General features: G+C 59.7%; 22 protein-coding genes. 5 read left to right on the plus strand and 17 right to left on the minus strand.

All coding sequences use genetic code 11. The features are described 5' to 3' along the window. Nucleotides 1-34 precede the first annotated feature (34 nt). Nucleotides 35-934: a GTP cyclohydrolase FolE2 gene (gene folE2, locus HNO86_RS03400; protein ID WP_175375622.1), complete on the plus strand. Its 900-nt coding sequence runs from the start codon at nt 35-37 to the stop codon at nt 932-934. 97 nt (nt 935-1031) lie between these two features. Continuing rightward, nucleotides 1032-1931 carry a His/Gly/Thr/Pro-type tRNA ligase C-terminal domain-containing protein gene (locus HNO86_RS03405; RefSeq protein ID WP_175375623.1) on the plus strand — a complete coding sequence of 300 codons (900 nt, stop codon included), beginning with the start codon at nt 1032-1034 and terminating at the stop codon, nt 1929-1931. A gap of 70 nt (nt 1932-2001) precedes the next feature. Here the strand turns inward: HNO86_RS03405 and HNO86_RS03410 are convergent, their stop codons facing one another. Then, complete coding sequence (locus HNO86_RS03410) at nt 2002-2523, minus strand: DUF3617 domain-containing protein (protein ID WP_175375624.1); 522 nt, start codon at nt 2521-2523, stop codon at nt 2002-2004. A gap of 132 nt (nt 2524-2655) precedes the next feature. On the opposite strand from HNO86_RS03410, the gene cls reads away from it, so the two are divergent. Further along, on the plus strand, nt 2656-4095 hold the full coding sequence (gene cls, locus HNO86_RS03415) for a cardiolipin synthase (protein WP_175375625.1): 1440 nt from the start codon (nt 2656-2658) through the stop codon (nt 4093-4095). 6 nt (nt 4096-4101) lie between these two features. On the opposite strand, the gene cfaB is transcribed toward cls, so the two are convergent. The 6 genes from cfaB to HNO86_RS03445 all read right to left on the minus strand — a co-directional run bounded on the left by cfaB (nt 4102) and on the right by HNO86_RS03445 (nt 12151). Continuing rightward, the gene (gene cfaB / locus HNO86_RS03420; protein ID WP_175375626.1) at nt 4102-5289 is read right to left on the minus strand and encodes a C17 cyclopropane fatty acid synthase CfaB; all 1188 of its coding nucleotides are present in this window, start codon (nt 5287-5289) and stop codon (nt 4102-4104) included. Nucleotides 5290-5479: 190 nt separating this feature from the next. Continuing rightward, nucleotides 5480-7390, minus strand: a complete 1911-nt coding sequence (locus HNO86_RS03425; protein WP_175375627.1) for a cation-translocating P-type ATPase — start codon at nt 7388-7390, stop codon at nt 5480-5482. Then, nucleotides 7387-8445: a protease modulator HflK gene (gene hflK, locus HNO86_RS03430; protein ID WP_175375628.1), complete on the minus strand. Its 1059-nt coding sequence runs from the start codon at nt 8443-8445 to the stop codon at nt 7387-7389. The genes HNO86_RS03425 and hflK (HNO86_RS03430) overlap by 4 nt, the downstream gene beginning before the upstream one ends. Continuing rightward, the gene (gene hflC / locus HNO86_RS03435; RefSeq protein WP_175375629.1) at nt 8442-9506 is read right to left on the minus strand and encodes a protease modulator HflC; all 1065 of its coding nucleotides are present in this window, start codon (nt 9504-9506) and stop codon (nt 8442-8444) included. Before hflC ends, hflK (HNO86_RS03430) begins: the two co-directional genes overlap by 4 nt. Continuing rightward, nucleotides 9503-11461, minus strand: coding sequence for a protease modulator HflK (gene hflK / locus HNO86_RS03440; RefSeq protein ID WP_175375630.1), 1959 nt, complete (start codon nt 11459-11461; stop codon nt 9503-9505). Before hflK (HNO86_RS03440) ends, hflC begins: the two co-directional genes overlap by 4 nt. Before the next feature lie 216 nt (nt 11462-11677). After that, nucleotides 11678-12151: an Lrp/AsnC family transcriptional regulator gene (locus tag HNO86_RS03445; RefSeq protein ID WP_175375631.1), complete on the minus strand. Its 474-nt coding sequence runs from the start codon at nt 12149-12151 to the stop codon at nt 11678-11680. Between the two features lie 145 nt (nt 12152-12296). On the opposite strand from HNO86_RS03445, the gene HNO86_RS03450 reads away from it, so the two are divergent. After that, nucleotides 12297-12926: a LysE family translocator gene (locus tag HNO86_RS03450; protein ID WP_175375632.1), complete on the plus strand. Its 630-nt coding sequence runs from the start codon at nt 12297-12299 to the stop codon at nt 12924-12926. Between the two features lie 3 nt (nt 12927-12929). On the opposite strand, the gene HNO86_RS03455 is transcribed toward HNO86_RS03450, so the two are convergent. The 4 genes from HNO86_RS03455 to HNO86_RS03470 all read right to left on the minus strand — a co-directional run bounded on the left by HNO86_RS03455 (nt 12930) and on the right by HNO86_RS03470 (nt 17998). After that, on the minus strand, nt 12930-15044 hold the full coding sequence (locus tag HNO86_RS03455) for a hypothetical protein (protein ID WP_175375633.1): 2115 nt from the start codon (nt 15042-15044) through the stop codon (nt 12930-12932). Then, complete coding sequence (locus HNO86_RS03460) at nt 15031-16227, minus strand: DUF3142 domain-containing protein (RefSeq protein WP_175375634.1); 1197 nt, start codon at nt 16225-16227, stop codon at nt 15031-15033. Before HNO86_RS03460 ends, HNO86_RS03455 begins: the two co-directional genes overlap by 14 nt. A gap of 111 nt (nt 16228-16338) precedes the next feature. Beyond that, nucleotides 16339-16965 (minus strand): glutathione S-transferase family protein, encoded by a 627-nt coding sequence (locus HNO86_RS03465; RefSeq protein WP_175375635.1) that lies wholly within the window; start codon nt 16963-16965, stop codon nt 16339-16341. A 130-nt stretch (nt 16966-17095) separates the two neighbouring features. Then, nucleotides 17096-17998 (minus strand): LysR family transcriptional regulator, encoded by a 903-nt coding sequence (locus HNO86_RS03470; protein WP_175375636.1) that lies wholly within the window; start codon nt 17996-17998, stop codon nt 17096-17098. Between the two features lie 753 nt (nt 17999-18751). Between HNO86_RS03470 and HNO86_RS03475 the strand changes: the two genes are divergently transcribed. Then, entirely contained in the window at nt 18752-19801 is a 1050-nt protein-coding gene (locus tag HNO86_RS03475) for a DMT family transporter (protein WP_175375637.1), read from the plus strand. A gap of 14 nt (nt 19802-19815) precedes the next feature. Here HNO86_RS03475 and arsJ read toward each other — a convergent pair whose 3' ends face one another. From arsJ to HNO86_RS03505, 6 genes are read right to left on the minus strand one after another with little or no spacing between them, the layout of a single operon-like run. Then, entirely contained in the window at nt 19816-21036 is a 1221-nt protein-coding gene (gene arsJ, locus HNO86_RS03480; RefSeq protein WP_175375638.1) for an organoarsenical effux MFS transporter ArsJ, read from the minus strand. Nucleotides 21037-21045: 9 nt separating this feature from the next. Continuing rightward, nucleotides 21046-22050 (minus strand): ArsJ-associated glyceraldehyde-3-phosphate dehydrogenase, encoded by a 1005-nt coding sequence (locus HNO86_RS03485; RefSeq protein WP_175375639.1) that lies wholly within the window; start codon nt 22048-22050, stop codon nt 21046-21048. A gap of 23 nt (nt 22051-22073) precedes the next feature. Continuing rightward, nucleotides 22074-22586, minus strand: a complete 513-nt coding sequence (locus HNO86_RS03490) for a dual specificity protein phosphatase family protein (protein ID WP_175375640.1) — start codon at nt 22584-22586, stop codon at nt 22074-22076. An 11-nt stretch (nt 22587-22597) separates the two neighbouring features. Next, entirely contained in the window at nt 22598-23314 is a 717-nt protein-coding gene (gene arsH / locus HNO86_RS03495) for an arsenical resistance protein ArsH (RefSeq protein WP_175375641.1), read from the minus strand. Beyond that, entirely contained in the window at nt 23307-24380 is a 1074-nt protein-coding gene (gene arsB / locus HNO86_RS03500) for an ACR3 family arsenite efflux transporter (RefSeq protein WP_175375642.1), read from the minus strand. The genes arsH and arsB overlap by 8 nt, the downstream gene beginning before the upstream one ends. Nucleotides 24381-24397: 17 nt before the next feature. After that, entirely contained in the window at nt 24398-24868 is a 471-nt protein-coding gene (locus tag HNO86_RS03505; protein WP_175375643.1) for an arsenate reductase ArsC, read from the minus strand. Nucleotides 24869-24876 lie beyond the last annotated feature (8 nt).

Genomic DNA, 24876 nt, shown 5'->3' on the forward strand with positions numbered 1-24876 from the left:
TGTTACATTGAATGACCTACATTGTGGACCTGCCATGAACGCACTCACTCTCCCGGACATCGCCGCTCAAGCCTCACACCAAATCCTGCCTCTGGAATGGGTTGGCATGTGCGGCATTGCGCTTCCTGTGTTATTTGACGGCGAGCGCCTGCCCGCCAAAATCGACGCGGGGGTGAGTCTCGATAATGGAGAAGCGCGGGGCATTCACATGTCGCGGCTCTATCTGGCGCTGGAAATGCTTGAGCACGAGTGCCTTTCGCCGGCTCTGCTGCGACGACTTCTGGAGCAATTCCTCAGCAGCCATGAGGGTCTGTCGAGCAGCGCCTTCCTGAAAATCCACAGTGAATTACTGTTGAAAAGGCCGGCGCTGATCAGCGATCTGTCAGGATGGAAAACCTATCCCGTGAGCATCGAAGCCCGTCTGGAAAACGCGATGTTCCACGTGGAACTAAAAATCGAGGTGGCTTATTCCTCGACGTGCCCCTGCTCGGCAGCCTTGTCCCGGCAACTGATCCAGCGGCAATTCGCCGAAGATTTCCCCAACCGAACACTGAATCACGCCGAGGTATTGGCCTGGCTTGGCTTACCCAAAGGCATCGTCGCCACGCCCCACAGTCAACGCAGCACCGCACATTTGAATCTGCGCCTGGACGACTATCTGGATAATCTGCCGTTAATCCCGCTGATCAATGATGCCGAAGCGGCCCTCGGCACCGCTGTGCAAACGGCTGTGAAGCGTGCGGATGAACAGGCGTTTGCATTGGCCAACGGCCAGAACCTGATGTTTTGCGAAGACGCCGCGCGACGTTTGAACCAGGCCATGAAACGCTCGCCGGGCATCAACGGTTTCCACATTCGGGTCGTACACGCCGAAAGCCTCCACGCCCACGACGCGGTCGCTGAGAGTCGCTGGAATCGCGAGATAGGTTCATGATGGTTACCGGGTATGTTCCGACAATCGTCTAGATGACAACAGCTACCAAATACCTCTAAGGTTTATGGGCATGTGATCGAAGCAGAGAACAATAACCATGATCCAGATCACCCTGCCAGATGGTTCATTGCGTGAATACGATCAGCCGCTGACCGTGCACGAGCTCGCGGCAAGCATTGGCTCGGGTCTGGCCAATGCCGCGGTTGCAGGCCGGGTGGATGGCGTTTTGGTGGACTGCGAATACATGATCCACGCCGACGCCAGGGTCTCCATCGTGACGCCGCAGGAGCCCGACGGACTGGAGATTCTGCGCCGCTCCTGTGCGCTGATGCTGGCGATGGCGGTCAAGCAGCTGCATGCCCATGCACAGTGGCGCACCGGTTCGGAACTGGGTGACGGCTTCTACTGCGAATTCACGGTCGAGCGCCCTTTGACCCCGATGGATCTGCTTGCCATCGAGGGACGCATGCAATCGCTGGCGGCGACCAACCATTCCATTCGCCGGCGCACCTCATCCTTTCCAGCGTCCGATGATCCATCCCTGTACCGCCTCGGCGACACGGATTACCTGACGAGGGGCCCACACGTCCCCACCACCCGGGTCTTGCAGGCATTCGCCCTGGATCACATCAGCGGCACCCTTCAACAACGCATCTACGGCACCTGCTGGTCCAACCATCAGGAGTTGCAGCAATGGCGTCTGCCGCCCCACGTGATGGTGGTCAGCATGGACGACCGTCAGACCCACTATGCCCACCGAATCACCGAGCGCCTGCGCCGCAGCGGCGTGCGTGCCTTGGCCGATCTGCGCAACGAGAAGGTGCATCACAAGATCCGTCAGCACAGTCAGACGGTGCCGTATCTGGTGGTGGTCGGAGAGAAGGAAAAGCAAGGCGGGTTTGTCAGCGTCCGCAGTCGCAGCGGGGAGGATCTGGGCAGGATGGAGGTCGAGGCGGTGTGCGAGTGGCTGGGGCAGACGGGGGTTGGTGTTGTCTGAGATGAAGCCTTCGCGGGCAAGCCTCGCTCCTACACGAACCCTGTAGGAGCGAGGCTTGCCCGCGAAGCTTTTAAGCCCGCGGTTTGACGGTCCCGCAATCCTGCCCCAACCACACGGCCCGGGTATCGAGGCTTCCCTTCTGCTGAATCCCCGTGGCATTGAACGTGCCGTTGACCTTGGTGGTGAACTCACGGTCACTGAGGAACGTCGCCACACCCGCACCCTGCGCCTTCGGACAGCTGAAGCGGAATTTCCACTGGTTGCCCGTGCGCTCGGTGATCTGCTGCGTGCAGCCCGATTGCGGGTCGGTCAGCGGGATGTCGTCACTCTTGACCTGCTCTGGCGTCAGGCAGGCGCGAATGCCTTTGCCACCCATGGTGATGCCCTGCTTTTCCAGCTGCGCGCGCTGCTCAGGGGTCATCTGGCTCTGAATCTGACCCAGGATCAATTGCAGATCCGGCAGGTTCTGGTCATCGACCTTCATGTTGCTGGTGGTCAATTCCCACAAACCCGGCTGCAGCATCTGCGCTTGAGCAGCCACAGGAAGTGCCAAACCCAGCGTAATGGCCAAACCCAGCAGACGAACGTTCATCGTGTAACTCCTGATCAGTAGTGGCCGTTAGACGCCGGCCACGGGCTTCGGTTCATGGGCCAATTAAATAGCGACATTCTGCCCGGAACATGGTCTGTTACGCATTGAATCTTCAGGAGCAAGGCTGCCCCCATGGATTACTTCGGACCGCATATTTTCGGTTACACCATCGCGTTGCTGCATTCGCTCGGGACCATTGCGGCGATCCATGCCGTGCTGACCGTTCGGACCGCTCAGGGCTCGATCGCCTGGGCCCTGTCATTGATCTTCATGCCCTACCTCACCCTCATCCCTTACCTGGTGTTCGGCCGCAGCACTTTCGACGGCTACATCAAGGCCCGGCGCCAGGCCAACGAACAGATGCGCAAAGCCGTCTCAGAGCTCAACTGGCGGCCCTGGGTGGAAGAAGCGCTCACTGCCCGCGCCTCCAATGCCTATGCGTCGCTAAGGGCCATGCCGAAGCTTGGGCGCATGCCATGCCTGGCCAACAACGAAGTGAAACTGCTGATCAATGGCCGCGCCACCTTCGATGCGATCTTCAATGCCATCAGCCAGGCAAAGGAAGCCGTGCTGGTCCAGTTCTTCATCATTCACGATGACCGCCTCGGCCAGCGCCTGCAAAAACTCCTGCTGGAGAAAGCCGCCCAGGGCGTGACGATTCACCTGCTCTACGACCGCATCGGCAGCCACTCCCTGCCCCACAGCTACGTCCAGGCGCTGCGCGATGGGGGCGTCGAGGTCAAAGCCTTCGCCACGCGCAGCGGCTGGCTCAACCGCTTCCAGGTCAACTTCCGCAATCACCGCAAGATCGTGGTCGTCGACGGCATTCTCGGCTTCGTGGGCGGACATAACGTCGGTGATGAATACATGGGCGAGAAGCCGCCGCTGGCGCCTTGGCGCGATACCCACGTGCAGGTCCGCGGCCCCGTGGTGGCGAGCATGCAGGAGTCGTTCGCCGAGGACTGGTTCTGGGCCGCCCGCTCGCTGCCACCGCTGATTCTGCCGGAAGTGTACCCGGACGATGGCGTGCTCTGCCAAATGCTCGCCAGCGGCCCGGCAGACCCCTATGAGACCTGCTCGCTGTTCTTCGTCGAGTCCATCCACGCCGCCACCGAACGCGTGTGGATCACCAGCCCGTATTTCATCCCTGACGAAGCGGTATTCGCCGCCCTGCGCCTGGCCGTTCTGCGCGGGGTCGACGTGCGTATCCTGCTGCCCTCCCGTCCCGATCACCGGATCGTCTATGCCGCCTCCAGCCTGTATGCCTTCGAAGCGGTGCGCGCAGGCGTGCGGGTGTTCCGCTACGAACCCGGCTTCCTGCATCAGAAAGTGGTGTTGATCGACAATGAGATCAGCGCGATCGGCAGTGCCAACATGGACAACCGCTCGTTCCGATTGAATTTCGAAGTGATGTTGCTGACCGTCGACAGCGGGTTTGCCGCCAAGGTGGAGCAGATGCTCAACGACGATTTCGCTCAGGCCCACGAGATCGCCAAGGAAGAAAGCCGGGAGACCCACCGCCTGCAACAGGTCGGCATGCGGATCGCCCGGCTTATCTCGCCCATTCTCTAACGAGGCCTAGGGGTTGTAGATGTCGTCCCGCGACCAGGGCAGTTCATGGCTGCCATCGGCGTGGGCCTTGACCGCCAGAATCTGGTGCAGGTTGATCCAGCCCTTGGCAAACGCGTAGGCGCAACCGGCCAGGTACAGCCGCCAGATGCGCAGTGCCTGCTCCGGCACCATTTTGGCAGCCGCTTCCAGGTTGTCCTCCAGACGCTCGCTCCAGTGATCCAGGGTGCGTGCGTAATGCAGGCGCAGGCTTTCGACGTCGACAATCTCGAGCCCCGCTTCGCTGATCCTGGCGGAGATCATCGACAGGTGCGGCAGTTCGCCGTTGGGGAACACATACTTCTCGATGAAGTCACCGGCACCGCGTCCCACCGGACGACCATCGGTGTGCTTGGCGGTGATCCCATGGTTCATCACCAGACCACCCTCTTTCACCGCCCCGAACAGGATGTTGCAGTACTCCTCCAGGTTGGCGTGGCCGACATGCTCGAACATGCCCACGCTGACCACTTTGTCGAAACGTCCGTCCTGAGGCAGATCGCGGTAATCGAGCAGCTGCAACTCGACCAGATCCTCCAGGCCTTCTTCTTTGACCCGCTCGCGGGCCAGGGCCAGTTGTTCCTTGCTCAGGGTAATGCCGAATACTTTCGCGCCAAACTCACGGGCCGCATACCTCGCCAATCCGCCCCAACCGCAACCCACATCCAGCAGGTACTCACCCGGCTGCAGGCGCAGCTTGCGACACAGATGGCGGAACTTGGCTTGCTGGGCTTGTTCGAGGCTCTCGCTGCCGGTCTCGAAATACGCACAGGAATAGGCCATGTCGCTGTCGAGCCACAGCTGATAGAAATCGTTGGAAAGGTCGTAGTGATAGGAAATCGCCGCGGCGTCGGTTGCCTTGTCGTGGGCGGTACGGATGGTGTCCGAACCATCGTCTTCGTCCAACAGCGCCTGGCTGAGCTCATCACAGACGCGGATCACGTCACTGATCGAGCCTTCCAGCTCGAGCTTGCCTTCGACAAACGCAGCTCCCAGCGAGTCCAAACTCGGATGGGTGAACTGGGTCACCATCTTGGGATCCTTCACCACAATGGTGACGCTGGGCGTGGGTCCCAGATTGAACTCATGGCCGTCCCAGAGTCGCAGGCGAAGCGGAAGCTGCAGATTCTGTAAGGCCGGTGGAAGTTGCGCGAGCATGGAATATCCCCCTGGTTTCAGACGTCTGCTGAGAGGTTAGACCATCCTTGAAAAATAGCTTCCTATCGAATTAATAGCGCAGCTCTATGGATCTTGCGCTATCGCTGGACCCGCGTGAACTCACAAAAATGATCACTCTTACGGTAGATGACTCCGGGCATTACCAACAGTTCGGTAAATTTTTCTTCATTCAAGACTCGTCCTTGAGCTTGAGCAGCGGCTCCTGAAAACGCAACAAGCGCCCGGCGTTGCCCAGCACCAGCAGCGTGCTGAGGTTATGCAACACCGCGGCGATCATCGCCCCGGCCGCGCCAAGCCAGCCGAATGCGGCGAAAGCAACGATGGCCAGGGTCCATCCAAGGCCGATGATCACGTTGACCTGCAGGGTTTTCCGGCACTGGCGGCTCAAGCGCACGCAGGTGCCGAGGCGACGCAAATCACTGCCGATCAGCACCACATCCGCTGAGGCCAGGGCAATATCCGCGCCGCCTGCTCCCATCGCCACGCCGACCACACCGGCCTTGAGGGCCAGCGAATCGTTGATGCCATCCCCCACCACCATAGGCCGAAAACCGTTACCGATTTCTTTCAGCACACGGTTGAGTTTGTCTTCAGGCAATGCTTGGGCTTGCACATCGCTGATCGCCACCTCCCACGCCAGTGTCTGCGCCACGCTGTGCCGGTCACCGGTGAGCAACAGTTGCCGACCCAGGCCAAGCTCGCGCAGCTCGTTCAGGGCAAACCGAGCTTCGGGTTTCACGCTGTCGGCCAGCAACAGCCAGGCGAGGAATTCACCGTTGAGCGCCAGCCCGGCAATCGGGCCGTCGTGTTCGGGAATCGCCGAAGTCGCAATTTTCAATTGGCTGAACAGCTCGGGCCGACCAAGCGCGGCCTCACCCTGTTCGGTCTTGGCCACCACGCCGAGACCCTGGCGCTCATGAATATCCGTCAGCGGCAAGAACTGCTCTTGGGTTGCCAGTCCAGCGAGCGCACGGCTGACCGGATGACTGCTGGCCGAACCGAGGCTCGCGGCGAGCCTGAGCACTGGCGTGTGGTCTTCCAGCGGACTGTCGATGGAATGAAGGCGCAAGGTGCCGTAGGTCAGGGTTCCGGTCTTGTCGACCACCAGCGATGTGAGGTCGGCCAGCTCTTCGAGGAACGCCGAGCTGCGGATCAGGATCCCGTGGCGCGCGGCCACCGCCACCCCGGCAATTGCCGTGGCTGGCGCCGACAACACCAGCGCGCAAGGACAGGCCGCCACCAACACCGCCAGCATCGCCTGGGCGTTGTTGGTGATGAACCAGGTCACTGCGGCCAGCAACAGCACGAGCACCATGTAGCTGCCGGCATAACGTTCCAGCAATCGGGTGATCGGTGGCTTGGAGCGCTCGGCGTTCTGCATCAGGGCGATGACTTTGCCGAGGGTCGATTCGCGCCCGGTGCGGGTCACCTCGATGTGCAGCAGGCCATCGAGATTGATCGCCCCACCGAACACCGTCATCCCGGCGTGTGCCTCCACCGGCACCGATTCGCCGGTGATGGAGGCGGTATCCAGACTCGCCTGGCCGGACAGCACCAGGCCATCGGCCGGCACCCGATCACCGGCGCGCACCTCGACCCGATCGCCAGCCTTCAGCGTGCCGTTGTCGACTTCAACGATGGAGCCATCGGCCTGAACCTTGCGCGCATGGCTGCGGGTCAATTTGCCGAGCGCGTGAATGGCTTCCTGTGAGCCGATGACACTGCGCTCTTCCAGCACGTGGCCGAAGATCATGATGATCGGCAGCAAGGCCGCGGTCAGCAGATCGCCGGTTGCCCAGGCCCCCAGCATGGCCAGCGCAATCAGTTGATCGGTCATGCCATGCAGGCTGGGATAACGCAGGCTGAACCACGCCGAACGCATCACCGGCACGGCCACCAGCACGGAGGCAAAACCCAGCAGCAACTGGCTGACGCCGCTCTGTTCGGGCGCCAGCCAGCGCCAGATCAGCCCAAGTGCGAGCAGCCCCAGCGCCAGCATGGCCAGGGTCAGTTGGCGGGCGGCGCTGCGTTGTTCGGCCGAGGACAACAGGCTCGGTGCAGCGGCGGTTTGCGCAGTCATTGTGCAGCTCCCTGGATGATCAGGCGGGAATCGTCTTTGGGATCGACAGTGGTGACCGAGCCTGCCTGACCGAGAATTTTCGGCATCCGCTCGCGGTAGATTCGCAGCGGCATCTGCGGGTCGGTGCCCTGTTGCTGAGCCTTCGCCAGGCTCAGGACGGAGGCAGTGTCGGCGGAGGCTTTGGCCAATCGTTCACGGGCCTGGGCATGGGCGACTTGCAAGGTGCGGTCCGCTTGTTCGTTGGCAGACTGGGTGAGTTTCTCGGCCTCCGTGCGCGCATTCGCCACCGCTTTGTCCGCTTGCTGACTGGCCGTCAGTACCGCGTTGAACGCATTCACCGCAGGGCCGGGCAAACTCGATTGCACATCCACCCGCGCCACTTCGATGCCCAACCCCTGCCCTGTCGCCGACAACTCGGCAAGACGCTGGTTGATGCCCCGTACCAGATCGCCGCGTAAACGCTCACGTCGTTCCGCCGCCTGATTGTCCGATCCGATCAGCTCCGGTCGCGCCACGAGGATGGTATCCAGATCCCGTGCTGCCGTGAGTGCCACGGTGCTTCGAGTGACGAGCCGATCCAGCGCCGGCAACACGTGTTCACCCTGCAACACGAACGCGTAGGGATCGGTAACCTTGTAGAAGACCCGCACATCGAGTTGAACCACCCCCGCGTCACCTGTCAGCAAATACCCGGAGCCCGCCAGCGCATCGCTGATCGGGGTGGCGAAACTGGCGGCGCGATCGGCCTGTAGCGCGGCATCGCTGCGCAGCAGATTTTCCACTCGACGCTCGATCACCCGATCCGCCGCCGGCAGCAAGATGACCTGCTCGAAGGGTCGCGGCCACGCCAACAGCAGGCCGGCATTCTGGATGCGATCGAGCGCACCAAAGTGCAGGACCACCGCGCGATCCTGCGGATCGATCTGCCGCACATTGGAGAACGCCCAAGCCAAAGCGGCCAATGCCGTCACGGCGTACAAGGCAAAAAATGCCAGACGCCCGGCCTGAATCCAGGGGCTGCTCAACTCATGTGTTCCACGTGGAACGCTACTCATGGTTGCGATCCGGATTTGTTGTCGAGGCTCGGCGGGCCATCCACCAGAACGCGGAACGGCGCAGCATCGGTACGCAGAATCAATTTGGTGCCCGGCGTGACCACCGTGCCCAAGGTATCGAGAGAGCGCAGCAAGTTATAAAGCTGAGGCGAACTGGCGTAGGCGCGACCGTAAATCTGCGCCGCTTCCACCCGGGATTGCGCTTCGATATCCGCGGCTTTCACCGAAGCATCGGCTTGCACGATTCGCGCATCTCGCTCGGCGGCTGAACGGATTTGCGCTGCCTCTCGTTTGCCAATGGCGGTGCGTTCGGTGGCGATGGTTTCACGCTCCGCGCGCATGCGATCCACCGTGGCGGTGAGGGTCACCGACGGCAAGGTCAGACGCTCAACGCCCACTTGCAACACACGCACGCCGTAAGTGGTCAGCAACTGTTGATCGATCTGCTGGCGCAGCTGTGCTTCGAAGTCGGCGATGCGTACCTGACTGGCATCGGTGTTGACCAGATTGGCCAGGTCGAAACTGCTGGCCGTGGTCTCCAGTGCCGAGCCGACGAAGGTACGAATCTGCCGCGCCGCTTCGTCTGGCTGGTTCTGCACGGCGCGCATGAAGCGCTGCACGTTGTCCGGATCTCCCTGAACCTGCCAGGCGACATAGGCCTGAACGATGATGCGCAATCCGTCCCGGGTGCCGACATCCTGCAAGCCACTGGAGGTGGTACGCAGGCGCAGATCGACCGGAATCGCCGCCTCGAAGGGTGCCGGCCAGCGCCAGCCCAGACCCGGTTCGAGCAATACTCGCGACGGATTGCCGAAGCGCGTAATCACCGTCGCCTCCCCCGATCTGACCTGTACCAGGCTGGCAGCGGCAATGGCGAATGCCACCAGCAACGCGGCCCAACCCATGCGTCGCCAAGGGAAGGGACCGGCCTCTTGCGGGTCGCCGTGATGATGGTGGTGGTGACCGTGATGGTGGTGATGCCCGCCATGGCCGTGATCATGACCGCTGTGGTCATCGTGATCGTGATCGTGGCCGTGATCTGAACTGTGCGACTGGCTCAATTGGAGGCTCCTGGCTGAGCGGTTTTACGTGACGACGCAGGGTCAGCCGGCAACGTGAAATTTCGCAGGTCGATGGTCGGCGCATTGCTGCTGCCACCCAGACGGTGATCGAGTACCAGCAATTTGGCGTTGGCCAAACCCTGGGAGAGTTGGCTGAGGTATTGCTCCAGCACGAAGGCCTGGCCTGCATTGGCGTAGGCTTTTTGTTCGGCGCTGAACTTGAGGTCGGCGGTTTGCGCACCGGCGTTGATTTCACGGGCGCTGGCCGTGGCCTGATCGCGGGCGATGCTGGCCTGCAATTGCGCCTGATTGGTGGCTTCGGCGGCGGCACCACGTTCGCGGGCGATCAACGCCTGGGCTCCGATCTGTGCAGCCTGCACACCGTGATAGGCATTGGCGGCGCCGGCCGGTGGATGAATCGCCTCGACAACCGTGGCAAGGATTTCCACACCGCTGTCGAGTTTTTCCAGATCTGCCTGCACCGCGCGGCCGATCTCCTGGGCAAGCCCTACCCGGTCCTCACCGAGCAAACCGTCCAAGGTGCGCGAAGCGAAATCGTGGACCAGAACGCGGCTGGCAGTACTGCGAATCAGCGTCGACACATCTGCACTGTTGTAGGTGGCCGCCAGTGCCGCCTGATCGCTCAGGCCGATGCGATAGACAAAACGCACATCCATGTTGACGATCTGAAAGCTCTGCTGCTCGCCACGGCTGCTGGCGATCACCTGGGATTTGTCGTTCACATGGCTTGCGTCCCACAAGCGATTGGCGGTGATCGGCGCCGGACCTTCCGCCGGTTCGGCCATCACCGGCGCGGTTGTTTCGCCAACGCTGGTGGCCAGTTCGTGGACCACGCCGTTTTCGACACTCAGCACCCGACCCAGCGGCCAGGGCAAACCGGCGTGCAGACCAGGACCGAAGACCATGACTGGTTTACCGAAACGCTCGTAGATGCCCCGCCCTTGCAGCGGGATTTCGTGAATGCCCGTCAGGGACCAACCGACCATAGCCACCACGCTCATCACCGGCAACAACGCGCGGCGCATGTAGGTGAAGGCCCAGATCTGTCGCAGGTCGATGCCGAAGCGGTTGTGCAATTCGTGCTGCAACGCCAGCAACGGCTGAGGCGGCCAACGCAGCATGTCGGCGACAAAACTGCGCGCCAGCAATGGCGGCTCCAGTTGCTCACGCCGCGGACTGAACAACGACAGCACCGCACGCAACAACAATTCGGCGGCGACCAGGCCCGGCAACAGGCCGATCAGTACCGCGAGGCGCACCGGCCAGATGGCGGATTCGCTGGCGAACAGCAGGCACAGCGCCCCCAGCACCAGGCTGATGATCGCCACGCGGATCATCTGCGCCAAGGCGCCGGCTTCAGGCCATTGCGCCGGATTTTCCTGAGCCAGGTGGCGTTCCAGCACCAGCAAAGCGAACGCCAGCAACAACGCGAACGCCGCGCCGACAGTAGCCGACAGGCCCGTTGCCGCGGGCGGCAAACTGAGGTTCCAGACCTGCTCGACGCCTGCCAGCGCCATCAAGGCCCAGCCGCCGAGCCACAACGTCGGCGCACCGATCTGCCTGAGCAGGTGAATCCATCGCTGCCCCAGGCGGTCCAGCAGTTGCTCGTACCAACCCACGGGGCCATCGGTCTCTTGTGTGTCGGCTACAGGCTCCACAGGATTCATCGCCCGCGCCCGCCACAGGCTGACAAACCTGGCCGACTGCAGGGCAGCCGCGACCACCAGCAGCGCGGCGCTTTGATTGAACAGCAACGCCGGCCAAAGGGATTGCGGCGAAAACAGCCCGACAAAGAACCCCACCACCAGCGCCATGGCCACCAACATACCGCAGCCAATCAGCAGCTGACGCAATCGACGCCCTTGAAAAACCGCCTGCTGAAAACGCGGCAGCTCAGCTACCCGCGTCCCCTCCACTTCGAGATCGACTTGCATACCACCCCAGCGCCCGGACCGTTCAAATCACCTTTCGTTACGATATAACGAAAATCGTGAAATATTTGTACATAGTCTGGCTATCTATAGACGGAATACCTGTCGCTTGGCTGAACCCTTGAACGAAAAATGAGAATCCGTATTCGCGAGCACATTGATCCGGTGTTCACAAATCAATTGTGGGACCGGCTTGCTCGCGAATACAGGCGACTCGGTCTAAAGCGGCAAATGCTCCAGCGGCAACACCCCCGGCGCCTTCACCGTATGGATCGCAAAATTGCTGCGGATATCGCTCACCCCCGGCAACTTGAGCAGGCTTCCAGTCAGAAACCGGTCATAGGCACGTAGATCCGGCACCACGACCTGCAGCAGGAAATCCGACTCCCCCGACACCAGGAACGCGGAAATCACCTCGGGCAATGCCGTCATGGCCTGGCGAAAGGCCTCGGCCTGTTCATCGTTATGGCGCTCAACCTTCACCCCGACGAACACCGTCAAACCGAGCCCCACTTCATCGCGATCCAGATTGGCCTGATAACCCCGAATCACACCCGCCTCTTCCAGCATCCGCACGCGACGCAAACAGGGAGAGGCGGACAGGCCAATCTCGTCTGCCAGTTGCACGTTGCTCAGCCGACCGTCACGTTGCAGCGCGGCGAGGATCTTGCGATCAAAAGCGTCGAGTTTCATGGTTTGGCAGATCCTGATGGTTTGATGCCGATTAAGTGGCAGGTTATGCCAATCTACAACCCATTAGAAGCGAACTACGCAAGCACCTGCCCTGCCCTTGCGGCATAGACTGGTCCTACCGAATCGACAACGAATGGGGTGCGACATGGCGGGTCTGTGGCTGTTTTTCACGGCGCTGGCGGTGGTTTATCTGCTGCCGGGGCCGGACATGATCCTGTTGCTGCAGACCGGTGCCCGACAGGGCAAAGGTGCGGCGCTGGCCACTGCCGCAGGTTTGGCGATTGCCCGAGGTTGTCATGTCGCACTGGCGGCCTTGGGGCTGGCGGCGCTGTTCAAGGCAGCGCCCTGGACCTTCGATGTGGTGCGTCTGGCGGGCGCCGTTTACCTGTTGTGGATCGGCATTCAGTGCCTGCGCACATCGCTGCTGCCGAGCCTGAATCCCGCAGACACCGTTGAAGAAAAACCGCGCTACCGGCAGGCGATACAGCGCGGTTTGCTCACCAACCTCCTCAACCCCAAGGCCCTGCTGTTCTGCTCGGTATTGTTGCCACAATTCATCGATCCACAGGCGGGGCCAGTGCTGGGGCAATTCGCGGCGCTGGGTGTGGTGCTGGTCGCGGTGGGTCTGCTGTTCGACAGCGCTTACGCTCTGGCCGGTGTCGCCCTTGGCCGATGGTTGCAACGCAGTCCATCGGCACAACGTGTGCAGCAGTGGTTATTCGGCAGCCTGTTGATCGGCTTCGCCGTGCGACTGAGCCTTTTTCAACAGGCGTGAGCCCTACCGGGACTTGCGGCGGCGATTGATCAACAACAGCGCCGCCGCGACCACCGCCAGCACCCCACCGATCTGCAACGGTCTCTTGTAGGGTCGCAGCGCCGAGCGCGCCGCATCGATCGGCTCGGTGACATAGCGCTTGTCGGCATCCTGGAATTTGGGGTCCTGACACTGGTGACCGAAATCACCGGCCCATATGACATAAGGACCGTTCTCGACGTAGCGCCGATAGAACGCGCTTTGCTCCTGAAGACTGGTCCCCCACATCGACGCCTTGCACAGCACCGCCGCAAACGCCTGACTGCTGTGGGGCAAATGATCGGCAGCCTTGCTCGCCAGCGCTGTCGCGACATAACGGTAATGAAAGCGCTCGTCCGGTTTTGCCACGCTGGCGTTCTGTCGCTGCACTTCCCCTTCGGCGATCAAAGGCCCTACTTTCAACTCGGTGGTTTCCAGGCTGTAGTTGCCTTCGAAGGTCGCGAAGTCCGGCGCCATCTCGTAGCCCAGCAACTCCATGCCGTTGAAGCGAGCCAGATACCCGGCCTGGTAATAAGCGGACGCCCGCTTGCTCGGCCACCATTTTGATTCAGCGTCCTGGCGCAGCTCTCCATACCCTTTGGCTTTGGCCTGCAAATCGGCATTGTCGAAATACGCGGGCGCTTCTTCGTAACGTTCCTCGCGCAACAAACGCCGCCCGAGCAGGTTGCGCAGTTTGGCGGCGACCGGCAGCGGCACATAGTTGTCGCGATCCTGCTGGGTCAGCGCTGGCGGTGCAGGCACCTGAGTGTCGACGTAATGTTTGAGTTCATCGGTGGTCAGCACCCGCTCGGCAACGGTAGCGGCATCGAACCAGTAGATGTCCTGGCTGCGATAGAGCTGATCGAACGCCTGCAGATAATCCCCGCGTTGCAGGGCCAGAATCGCGCTTTCGCCATCGACACGACACTTGGGCTGCAAGGTTTCGAACGCCCAGTCCGGCGTGCGTCGTTCACCCCAGGATTCATTCTGCGGGAAAGCCTGCGCTGCCTTCGCATACGCGGCGGCCGCGGCATTCTTGTCGCCATCGCGTACTGCCAGTTTGGCGCGCAACCACCAGGCCAGCCCGCCATCACCAGCGTGTTCGAGCAATGCCTTGGCACTGGCGTAATCGCCCTGTTGATAATTCATCGCCGCCAGGCGATCAGCGTTATCGAGACTTCCTCGGGTACTGTTTTGCAGAAGCTTGATGAGCTTTTGTTCGCTCGGAGGTTGATCGCCAAACGACCAGCCCAAGCGACTGATCAACCCGGCGGTCACCAACTGCTGCACCGGTTTGCCCTTGAGCAACTCGGCCAATTGGTCCTCAGGCATGGCTGCCAGATCCGCCATCAACAGCTTCAACGAGGTGTAGCCCACCGTCGAGCCGTAGCGGTTTTGCGTGGCGTAAAGTTCGATGGCGCTGTTCCAGTCACCCGCGGTGCGCGCCACTCGCGCCTCTTCACCGAGGCTGGCGACACCCAGGCCCATCGGATCACTGAAACCGTCGGCGCTCAGTTGCCGTGCTTGCTCGAAAGCCTTGCGCGATTGCGCGAGCAGGTCTGGCGCCGCCCCTGCTTGCGAACTCATGGCGAACAACGCCCGGCCCAGCGAGTAAGCGGCCCAGGTGCTGCGCAACGCGCGCTGGTCCGCCGGCAAATCCAGAACCTTGTGGAAATACTCCGCCGCCAGCCCGTGGTCACCGGCAGCAAAAGCCACAGCACCAGCCAGATACAACCGCAGCTCGGCAGGCAGACTCTCTCCCTGAACCTCGACCTGATGTGCATCCGTCAATGCGCGCAACTGTTTGACCAATGCCTGCTGTTCCGCGCTCAGACCTTCTTCCTCGGCCTGGCTGCGTTGTTCGACATAGTCAGCCGCTTCCAGGCCATAGGTCACTTCGGCGACTTCCTTGAGTCCGCTGATCGCCTGGCCCAGCCGGTTGATCTCGAACCGGAAGTTGCCCTCCGGCAATTCCGCCAACGACTGATTGCGGTTGTCGAGCAAGCGCATGGGAAAGTCGGGGCCGCACGCCAGCGCCGAACCCAACGGCAGACTCAGGCTCAGACACAACAATGGGCGGGACCAGTTACGGGTGAACATTCGACTCTCCTTGATCTATGTTTGCGCAGCGCGCCCAGCCGATGGCTCGCTGTCCGCCAGCGGCAATCCGACCTTCGCGCTGGCGGGTGAAGGTAAGCAGATCCGCATCTTGTTGCAATGTATAACCGGCCAGCGCATCGGCGCCTTCGCAATCGCGCACTTTTAATGTGAGGCGTTCGGGCCAGGCGTTGTCCATGTTGCCCTCGTTGCGCAGACCGATGTCATAGAGTCCTTGTTGCGAAGACAGATTCACCTTGAGTTGGCTTTGCAGCGCGTCACCTCGAGCCACGGCACGCAATGTGGTCAGACTCCAGGCACGGCGGTCGTTGGCCAGTGGTAGGCGAAACCAGATCAGGCCGCCAAGATGAGACGGAGGATCCGTGCGCAACTCACTGGCGAGCTCACTCAGTTGTTGGGGATCGGCCATCAGCTCTCGACGTTTACCATCGATTTCGAGGCTGACTTCGCTTTCCACAACCGGCGCACCATTGACGCTCGGCAACAGCGCGACGCCGTAGGCCGGCAGAGCCAGATAGAAAGGTTTCACCGTGATGCGGCTCCAGGCCTTTGCCCATCGACGGGCCTGATCCGGATCGAACAGGCCACGACGCGGATCGGTCACAGCATGAACCTGCAGTACACTGCTATCGACTGTTGATAACACCGCGGGCAATTCAGGACTGTCGAGCCACGCTGGCAATGCGGTGATGCTCAATGGCATCGAGGTGGGGAGCACAGCGCGCAAGTGCGTCAGAAATTCGCGGTAGGCCGGCAGCCGGGCGCTACCCGCATCGTGGTCGATTTCCACGCCGGCAAGGTTCAGGCCCTGCCCTTGCCAGTCGTTGATCAACTGCAAAATCGGCGTGGTGATGTCTTGCTGATCCAGCGCAGGGAGTTGTCCATCGAGGCGAATCACCGCGATCAGCGGACGACCATCCTGCTTCAGCAGAGCCGGATCGATCCGAGCCCGCGTCCAGCCCGCCTTGGGAAAAGCCTGCAAGGCCAACACGCGCAAGGTCGAAAAATCGGCACGGCTTTCGCTCAGCGCCGCTTCATGGTTTGCCGTCCATTGCCGTTGCCAAACGTAGAGTTGCTGGTCCAACGGTGGTGCGTCTTTTCGCTCGCAACCGCCCAGCAATGCAAGCGCCATCAGCAATGCCGACAGGCGCAGGTAAAAATGCATAGAGCTCCCGATCCCTTCTGTTTTGGCCGAGTCGCGAGTCTAACGTAGGTGGGGAATAGAAAGATGGCGCTGATGTGTTCCACGTGGAACGTTCATCAGCGCCGTTTTACATCAGGCGGTTTTCTGCAGACCAGCCACTGTGCGAGGCATGCCGACAAAACCAGGCAAGGCTTCAACACGGGCCAGCCAAGCGCGGATGTTGGCGTAGTCGTCCAGCGACACGTTGCCCTCAGGTGCGTGGGCGATGTAACTGTAGGCGGCAACATCGGCGATGGTCGGTTCGCTGCCCACCAGATACGGCGAGTTGGCCAGTTCGTGGTCGATGACTTTGAGTACGGTGTGGGCATAGGCGATGACTTCTTCAGCGTTGTAAGGCGCGCCGAAAACCGTGATCAATCGAGCCCGCGCCGGACCGAATGCGATGGGACCAGCAGCTGCAGACAACCAGCGCTGCACTTTCGCCGCGCCAACCGGATCGGCAGGCAACCAGCGACCGTTGCCGTATTTCTGCGCCAGGTAAACCAGGATGGCGTTGGAGTCGGCGAGTACCACGCCTTGATCGTCCAGCACCGGCACTTGGCCGAAAGCATTGAGTGCCAGGTATTCAGGCTTCTTGTGTTCGCCCTTGGCCAAGTCAACGAAGATCAGTTCAGTCGGCAGTTTCAGCAGCGAGAGCATCAGTTCCACACGGTGGGCGTGGCCAGAACGTGGGAAGTTGTAGAGTTTGATGGCTTGCATGGTCGACTCCGCGGGTGAGTGGTGTTGTTCGGAAGGATCAGCACCGGATGGCAGCCATCTTCTACCAGTCCCGTGAACAACAGAATCACCAGGGAACGCAATCCATTATTTCAACAGACGAAATAACCGCTCAGTCCCGTATAGCGGGGTCTTCCCTCAGCGCCTTCACCACGAAATCGACAAAACTGCGAACCCTGGCCGGGGCTTTGCGTCCGCCCTGATAGACGACGTGGATTGGCAGCGGTGGCAGCTCAAAGTCCGACAGGACGATTTCCAGTTCTCCGTCCGCGACCTTACTGGCGACCTGATAAGACAGGACCCGGGTGTACCCCAATCCAAGGGCCGCGGCGTTGATGGCCGCCCGATTTGCGGTCACCACCAGCCGGGGCTCGGCTCGCACAGAAAGCGGCTCGTCCCCTTCAAGAAACGGCCAGTTTTTGAGCTGGCCAATCGCGGAGGTTCCGATGATGGGCGCCTGAGCCAGATCTTGTGGATGCGTCGGCCGTCCATTCGTTTTCAGAAACGCTGGCGACGCTACGATCACCCGTCGTACCTGGCCTACCCGAATCGCATGTTGATTGCTGTCCGGCAACTCACCGATGCGCAGCGCCACATCGATCCCCTCCTCCACCACGCTGACCACCCGATCAACCAGCAACGCGTTGATCGTGACGTCCGGGAATTGAGTCAGAAATTTCACCATGAGCGGTGTGATGAACAACTCACCAAACAGCACCGGTGCCGTGATCGCCAGTTGCCCGCGAGGCAGGATATGACTGCCTGCCGCCGAATCCTCGGCTTCCTGCACTTCGGCGAGGATTCTGCGACAGTCTTCGAGAAACCGCTGACCCGCTTCGCTCAAATGCACACTGCGCGTAGTGCGAGTGAGCAACTGCGTGCCGATGCGCTTCTCTAGCCCCGCCACCGCCCGGGTCACGCTGGCCGCCGACATTCCCAAGCGTCGCGCGGCTGCCGAAAAACCCTGGTCCTGGGCAACGGCAGCGAAGACCTGCATTTCCTGAAAGCGGTCCATCAGCGATCCTCGATTCAGATAAAAAAATCGCAGCCGGTTGGCTGCGATTATCAGGGTTAAATTTAGAGAATAAAAACTGTCGCGATAAACCCGCAGATTCCGCAGGTTCCAGGCTCAAAAAACAAAGTCGCAAAACTGTCGCAACCATCGCAAAAGCCGCCTGAAAGTGAAGCTCTAGGGAATAAAAACTGTCGCAAGTCGATAACCTATTGAATTTTATAGCTTTGCACGCCCATCAAACACACCCGCTCGACCTTAGTTACGTAGGAGGCGTATCTCGGACTGCCTCTAACACTATCACTCCATTCAAATCTCATTGCTTAACTGATCACCAGTCCTAGGACTCGTAGCTGACGGTGGCGATAGGCAGAAAGCAGCCGATTGTGTTGAAAAAGTCGACCGGACTGGCTACCCATGCAATGAGCGGTGAAAACGCCTTTTTTTGCACGCTGCCATTTCAAATCTGATCCCTTGAACCTTCTGCTCACAACACGGCTTTCGATCTCAGGCGCGTACTTTTTTACTGTGGATACCGAAGCCGACTTTTTCAACGCAATCGGCCAGAAGCAGCCAGTCGCAATTTGCACGTATCGGCAAGTACCAGGCATTCGAATGTTTCCAGGCCGCCTCCCTCCACCGACAAATCCGGTAAATCTTGCGGCTTCCCTGTCTCAACGACGAGAATCAATCCACACAGACTCCCAAAATCTCACCTAATTAAGCTTAGGCACAATTGATCGGGAAGTTGAACAAATGACCTGGAAGGAAGGCCTGAGACAATCGGGCGTATTGGCGGCGCTCGGGGCCGCCGTGCTGTTCGGTGCTGGAACGCCGCTCGCGAAATTACTGTTGAACAGTGTTAGTCCCTGGTTGTTGGCAGGCTTGCTTTATCTTGGTTCAGGCCTTGGACTCACGCTATATCGCTTGCTGAGCCGCGCGCGCATTGTGAGTCTGCCGCGCCATGAAGCGCTCTGGTTTGCAGGCGCAGTTGCCGCGGGTGGTGTTGCTGGGCCGGTATTGCTAATGGTGGGCTTGACGGGAATGCCCGCATCGGGCGCATCCTTGCTGCTTAACGCCGAAGGTGTATTTACAGCCCTGCTCGCGTGGTTTGCCTTCAAAGAGAACTTTGATCGATATATTGCCTTGGGCATGGTCGCCATCGTGGCGGGCGCGCTGGTTCTGAGTTGGCCCAGTGAAGCGCATTTTGCCGGGCTATGGCCAACACTCGCGGTCTTGGGCGCTTGCTTTGCCTGGGGAATTGATAACAACCTGACTCGCAAGGTGTCGTTGACAGACGCAACCTGGATTGCTTCGGTCAAAGGCCTGATTGCTGGCTCGGTCAATCTGGTCTTGGCTTTTGTTGTAGGGGCGACGTTGCCGCCACTGCCTAACCTGGCGGGCGCGCTGATCGTAGGCTTTCTTGCCTATGGCGTGAGCCTGGCGTTGTTCGTCATAGGATTGCGTCACCTGGGCACCGCCCGTACGGGCGCTTACTTTTCTGTAGCACCGTTCTTAGGGACATTGCTTGCGGTGGCGATGGGTGATCCCGTCACGCTACCGCTGCTAATCGCCGGATCGCTAATGGCATTGGGCATTTGGTTACACCTCACTGAACGCCATGAGCATGAGCATCGGCATGAGGCCATGGAGCATGAGCACGAGCATGTCCACGACGAACACCACCAACATGAGCACGATGACCCGGTCGCGCCTGGCACCAGGCACCAACATCGGCATCGACACGAGCCCATGACCCACCGCCATCGGCACTTCCCTGACGCACACCACAGGCATGACCATTGAGTGAATCGGCGGTGTCATATCGCCTCGGCATGCCTAGGTAAGGCGATAGAAATCAGGGCGGCTAACAGCACGAATGCACTCGATATCCACAAGCATGCTTCCAGCCCATACACCTGATAAACCCAACCGGACAGCACCGTGCCGATAAGTCGTCCCATGGCGTTGGACATGTAATAAAAACCCACATCCAGCGACACACCATCTTCCTTGGCGTAGGACACGATCAGGTAGCTGTGCAGCGACGAATTCACCGCGAATAGCGCACCAAAGACCATTAACCCGCCGAGCAATACCATCTGCTGCGACAAATCAGTGTTCAACCCGAGTGCGATTGCCGCAGGCAAGCCTGCCAGTGCAAGTGCCCACACAAATGCCGCACGACCATCCGGTACGTGCCCACGTTTCTTGCCGGTGATGTTGGGCGCGAAGGACTGCACAATGCCGTAGCCAATCACCCAGGCAGCAAGGAAACCGCCAACCTCCCAGAAGTCCCAGCCGAAGACGCTGCTCAGGTACACCGGCAAGGCCACCACAAACCAGACATCGCGGGCGCCGAACAGAAACATCCGTGCCGCCGAGAGAATATTGATCGCCCGGCTCTTGGACAGGATGTCGCGAAACTTTGGCTTGGCTTTCGCTTTACCCAGATCTTTCTTCAGCAGGATCAGGCTGCTGATCCAGATCAGCGCCAAGACACCCGCCATGGCCAGCAAGGCGCCTTTGAAGCCGATCAGTGCCAGCAAGGCCCCACCAAGGAAGAAGCCGACCCCCTTGAGTGCGTTCTTCGATCCAGTGAGGATAGCCACCCACTTATAGAGTTTGCCCTGCTGCCCATCCGGAACCAGAAGTTTGATGGAGCTTTTGGCGCTCATCTTGTTCAGGTCTTTGGCAATCCCCGACAGCGCCTGAGCGCCCATCACCCAGGGGATGGTCAACAAGGCCGAGGGAACTGTCAGCATCAGCAGCGCCACGACCTGCATACCCAATCCGATGTTCATGGTTCGGTTCAGGCCCAACCGGGCACCGAGATAACCTCCCACCAGATTAGTGATCACGCCAAAGAGTTCGTAGAACAGGAACAATGCCGCGATTTGCAGCGGGCTGTAGCCCAACGCGTGAAAGTGCAGCACCACCAACATGCGCAGGGCGCCATCAGTGAGGGTGAAGGCCCAGTAGTTGCCCGTCACGAGCAAATACTGCCGCACTTCCGGAGCGAGGGCTGACAACGCTTTCATGACCGCTCCTTAGACTGCCAAACCGACCATTTTTGCCAGCTCGACGGTACGGTTGGCATAGCCCCATTCGTTGTCGTACCAGGCGTAGAGTTTGACCTGGGTGCCGTTGATGACCATGGTCGACAGCGCATCGATGATCGATGAACGCGGGTCGGTACGGTAGTCAATGGACACCAATGGACGCTCCTCGAAACCAAGGATGTCTTTCAGCTCATTCTCGGAGGCTTCCTTGAGCAGTTGATTCACCTCTTCAACCGTGGTGGCTCGCTCGACCTCGAAGACACAGTCGGTCAGCGAAGCGTTGGCCAGCGGCACGCGTACGGCATGACCATTCAGGCGGCCACGTAGCTCCGGGAAAATTTCGGCGATAGCAGTGGCCGAGCCGGTGCTGGTCGGAATCAGGCTCATGCCGGAAGCACGTGCACGGCGCAGATCCTTGTGTGGCTGATCGAGAATGCTTTGGGTGTTAGTCAGGTCGTGGATGGTAGTGATCGAGCCGTGACGAATGCCCAGCTTCTCGTGGATCACTTTCACCACGGGTGCCAGACAGTTGGTGGTGCACGAAGCGGCGGTGACGATGTGATGTTCCGCCGGGTTGAACAGCTGATGGTTAACGCCCATGACGATGTTCAGCGCGCCTTTTTCCTTCACCGGAGCGCAGACCACCACACGTTTAACGCCCTGATCTAGGTAAGCCTGCAACAGCGCCACGGTTTTCATCTTGCCGCTGGCCTCGATCACCAGATCGCAACCCGACCAGTCGGTGTCGGCAATCGCTTTGTTCGCGGTCACCTTGATGCGCTTGCCGCCAATCACCACCTGATCGCCTTCTGCGCTGGCTTCGTTGTGCCAACGACCATGCACAGAGTCGAAGTTGATCAGGTGCGCATGGGTTACTGCATCGCCTGCCGGATCGTTGATCTGTACGAATTCAAACTCTGGCCAGTTCCAGGATGCTCGCAGAGCGAGGCGACCGATCCGACCGAAACCATTGATGCCAACTTTGATAGTCATGTTGTTGTGCTCTGTATCTGTTGTCAGAGGGAGTTCGACTGGGAGTCAAACTGACCGATGTATTCGACATGGGCAGGATGCTGGATGGCGCGTGGACGCAACGACTGAACATCGCGGATGGCATCGCTGAAGGGCACACCGCTTTCGATCATCAGTTGAGCGGCAATCAAACCGGTACGCCCCGAGCCACCCTTGCAATGGATGGCAATGGTTTTCCCTTCACTCAGCAATTGCTTGAGACGCGGATGGTGCTGCGCCCATGCGGCCTTGAATGCTTCGCCAGGCGCTTGGTCATCGTCCACTGGCAGGTGAAACCACTCGATGTCGAGCAATTGACATTCTTCGGGCAGCAGGTCGATTTCGTTCTGGAGCAACTCCTCGGTCGGCATCAGCGTCAACAGCGCCGATGCGCCTGCGTCCTTCAGGGTTTGCAGCGCCTCGAAGGGCTTGGTGCCCTTCGTGCCTGGGCATGGGGTGAAGATCAATTGACCATCGAACTGTGCCAACGGCAATACGGAATATGGGTGTTGTTGCACGATGAAAATCCTCAGATGGAGCGCTGATTGACACGTTTCATGAGTTCTTCCGCCGATTCCTTACGCTCGGAATAACGGTCGACCAGATAGTCCTGGCGGTCGCGAAGCAGCAGTGTGAATTTCACCAACTCTTCCATCACATCAACGACACGGTCGTAGAACGGAGAAGGCTTCATCCGACCGTTATCGTCGAATTCCATATAGGCCTTCGGCACGGAGGATTGGTTGGGGATGGTGAACATGCGCATCCAACGTCCCAGCACTCGCAGCTGATTGACCACGTTGAACGACTGCGAGCCACCGCACACCTGCATCACGGCGAGGGTTTTGCCCTGGGTCGGGCGTACCGCACCCATGGACAGTGGCACCCAGTCGATCTGCGCCTTGAACACTGCGCTCATATTTCCGTGACGCTCTGGAGAGCACCAGACCTGTCCCTCGGACCACAACACCAAGTCGCGCAGTTCCTTCACGCGTGGATGATCGTCGGGCGCATCATCTGGCAGCGGCAAACCGGATGGATTGAATATCCGCGTCTCGGCGCCGAAATGCTCCAGCAGCCGAGCGGCTTCCTCTACCAGCAAACGGCTGAAGGAGCGCTCACGGGTCGATCCGTACAGCAGCAAAATGCGCGGCTTGTGGATGGAGGTCTTTTCGATACCGAGCTTGTCAGTCGATGGGAGATCAACCAATTCAGTTTCGAGTTGGGGGAGATGGTCATCAAACATAGTCTTTGTCCTGCGCGATAGCGCTCTTGGGTTCATCGAACCAGCGGCGTTTCAACCACAGGGCCACACCGACCAGGGAAATCAGCACCGGTACTTCCACCAGCGGACCAATTACCGTGGCGAAGGCGACCGGGGACGCAAGGCCGAAGGTGGCAATGGCGACGGCAATCGCCAGTTCGAAGTTGTTGCTAGCGGCTGTGAAAGCCAGTGCGGTGGTACGTGGGTAATCCGCCTTGAGCAGCCTGCCCATCCAGAAGCTGATGAAGAACATCACCACGAAGTAAATCGTCAGAGGGATCGCGATACGCAATACATCCAATGGCAATTGCAGCACTACATCACCCTTGAGGCTGAACATGGCCACGATGGTCAACAGCAATGCCACCAGCGTCAGCGGGCTGATCTTTGGAATGAAGTGCTCCTGAAACCAGGCTGCACCTTTACGGGCGATCAGGATCTTGCGGGTCAGGAAGCCTGCGAGGAATGGCACACCCAGATAGATCAGCACCGACATGGCAATGCTGACAAAGCTGGTCTCGATCACACTGCCTTCCAAGCCAAACAGCGGCGGCAACAGCCCAAGGAAAACCCAGGCATACACACTAAAAAACAGGATCTGGAAGATGCTGTTGAACGCTACCAATCCGGCGACGTACTGATTGTTGCCACCGGCGATCTGATTCCAAACCAGTACCATCGCGATGCAACGTGCTAAACCGATCAGGATAAGGCCTGTCATGTATTCCGGTTGGTCTCGAAGGAAGATGATCGCCAGTGCGAACATCAAAACCGGGCCGACGACCCAGTTCTGGACCAAAGACAAAACGAGGATGCGCTTGTCCTTGAAGACTTCCGGCAGTTCCTCATAACGAACCTTGGCCAGAGGCGGATACATCATCACGATTAAGCCGATAGCGATGGGGATGTTGGTTGTGCCCACAGAAAGACTGTTGAGCCACTGCGGCCAGCCTTCGAACAGGCTCCCCAAACCGATGCCCAAGGCCATGGCGAGAAAAATCCATAGCGTCAGGTATCGGTCAAGGAAGGAAAGGCGGCTTTTACTCATGATCATTGCTCCTGTGGTTACAGCGTGCCAATCAGGGCCAGCTCTGCCTTGAGCTGTTCGGCACTCAGTTGCGAAAGCGGTAATGCCAGGAAGGCTTCAATACGGGTTCTGATCTGCTCCAAAGTGGCTTCAAAAGCCGCTTCAATCTCTTCTTGAGTTCCGTGGTATTCCGAAGGGTCAGCCAGCCCCCAGTGGGCCTTAATGGCCGGCCCAAAAAATACCGGGCAGGCTTCACCGGCAGCCTTGTCGCACACCGTGATGACGAAATCGGGAGCCAGATTCACATGGACATCGCTGGACTTACTGAACAGCCCTGTCGTCGAAATACCAGCTTTCTCCAACGTTTTGAGACTCAGCGGATGCACCTCACCTTTAGGCTGACTGCCAGCGCTATAGGCTTTCATGCCTTGCGATGCCAAGTGATTGAAGGCCGCTTCACATAGGATGCTGCGGCAACTGTTGGCAGTGCAGAGGAACAAGATTTTCATCGAACGAT

Source organism: Pseudomonas sp. C1C7 (assembly GCF_013359595.1).
In the GTDB taxonomy this organism is placed as follows: Bacteria; Pseudomonadota; Gammaproteobacteria; order Pseudomonadales; family Pseudomonadaceae; genus Aquipseudomonas.

Coding starts and splice junctions, on each gene's coding strand:
- folE2 (WP_175375622.1), top strand. CDS start 35: ATGAACGCACTCACTCTCCCGGACATCGCCGCTCAAGCCTCACACCAA.
- HNO86_RS03405 (WP_175375623.1), top strand. CDS start 1,032: ATGATCCAGATCACCCTGCCAGATGGTTCATTGCGTGAATACGATCAG.
- HNO86_RS03410 (WP_175375624.1), bottom strand. CDS start 2,523: ATGAACGTTCGTCTGCTGGGTTTGGCCATTACGCTGGGTTTGGCACTT.
- cls (WP_175375625.1), top strand. CDS start 2,656: ATGGATTACTTCGGACCGCATATTTTCGGTTACACCATCGCGTTGCTG.
- cfaB (WP_175375626.1), bottom strand. CDS start 5,289: ATGCTCGCGCAACTTCCACCGGCCTTACAGAATCTGCAGCTTCCGCTT.
- HNO86_RS03425 (WP_175375627.1), bottom strand. CDS start 7,390: ATGACTGCGCAAACCGCCGCTGCACCGAGCCTGTTGTCCTCGGCCGAA.
- hflK (WP_175375628.1), bottom strand. CDS start 8,445: ATGAGTAGCGTTCCACGTGGAACACATGAGTTGAGCAGCCCCTGGATT.
- hflK (WP_175375630.1), bottom strand. CDS start 11,461: ATGCAAGTCGATCTCGAAGTGGAGGGGACGCGGGTAGCTGAGCTGCCG.
- HNO86_RS03445 (WP_175375631.1), bottom strand. CDS start 12,151: ATGAAACTCGACGCTTTTGATCGCAAGATCCTCGCCGCGCTGCAACGT.
- HNO86_RS03450 (WP_175375632.1), top strand. CDS start 12,297: ATGGCGGGTCTGTGGCTGTTTTTCACGGCGCTGGCGGTGGTTTATCTG.
- HNO86_RS03455 (WP_175375633.1), bottom strand. CDS start 15,044: ATGTTCACCCGTAACTGGTCCCGCCCATTGTTGTGTCTGAGCCTGAGT.
- HNO86_RS03460 (WP_175375634.1), bottom strand. CDS start 16,227: ATGCATTTTTACCTGCGCCTGTCGGCATTGCTGATGGCGCTTGCATTG.
- HNO86_RS03465 (WP_175375635.1), bottom strand. CDS start 16,965: ATGCAAGCCATCAAACTCTACAACTTCCCACGTTCTGGCCACGCCCAC.
- HNO86_RS03470 (WP_175375636.1), bottom strand. CDS start 17,998: ATGGACCGCTTTCAGGAAATGCAGGTCTTCGCTGCCGTTGCCCAGGAC.
- HNO86_RS03475 (WP_175375637.1), top strand. CDS start 18,752: ATGACCTGGAAGGAAGGCCTGAGACAATCGGGCGTATTGGCGGCGCTC.
- arsJ (WP_175375638.1), bottom strand. CDS start 21,036: ATGAAAGCGTTGTCAGCCCTCGCTCCGGAAGTGCGGCAGTATTTGCTC.
- HNO86_RS03485 (WP_175375639.1), bottom strand. CDS start 22,050: ATGACTATCAAAGTTGGCATCAATGGTTTCGGTCGGATCGGTCGCCTC.
- arsH (WP_175375641.1), bottom strand. CDS start 23,314: ATGTTTGATGACCATCTCCCCCAACTCGAAACTGAATTGGTTGATCTC.
- arsB (WP_175375642.1), bottom strand. CDS start 24,380: ATGAGTAAAAGCCGCCTTTCCTTCCTTGACCGATACCTGACGCTATGG.
- HNO86_RS03505 (WP_175375643.1), bottom strand. CDS start 24,868: ATGAAAATCTTGTTCCTCTGCACTGCCAACAGTTGCCGCAGCATCCTA.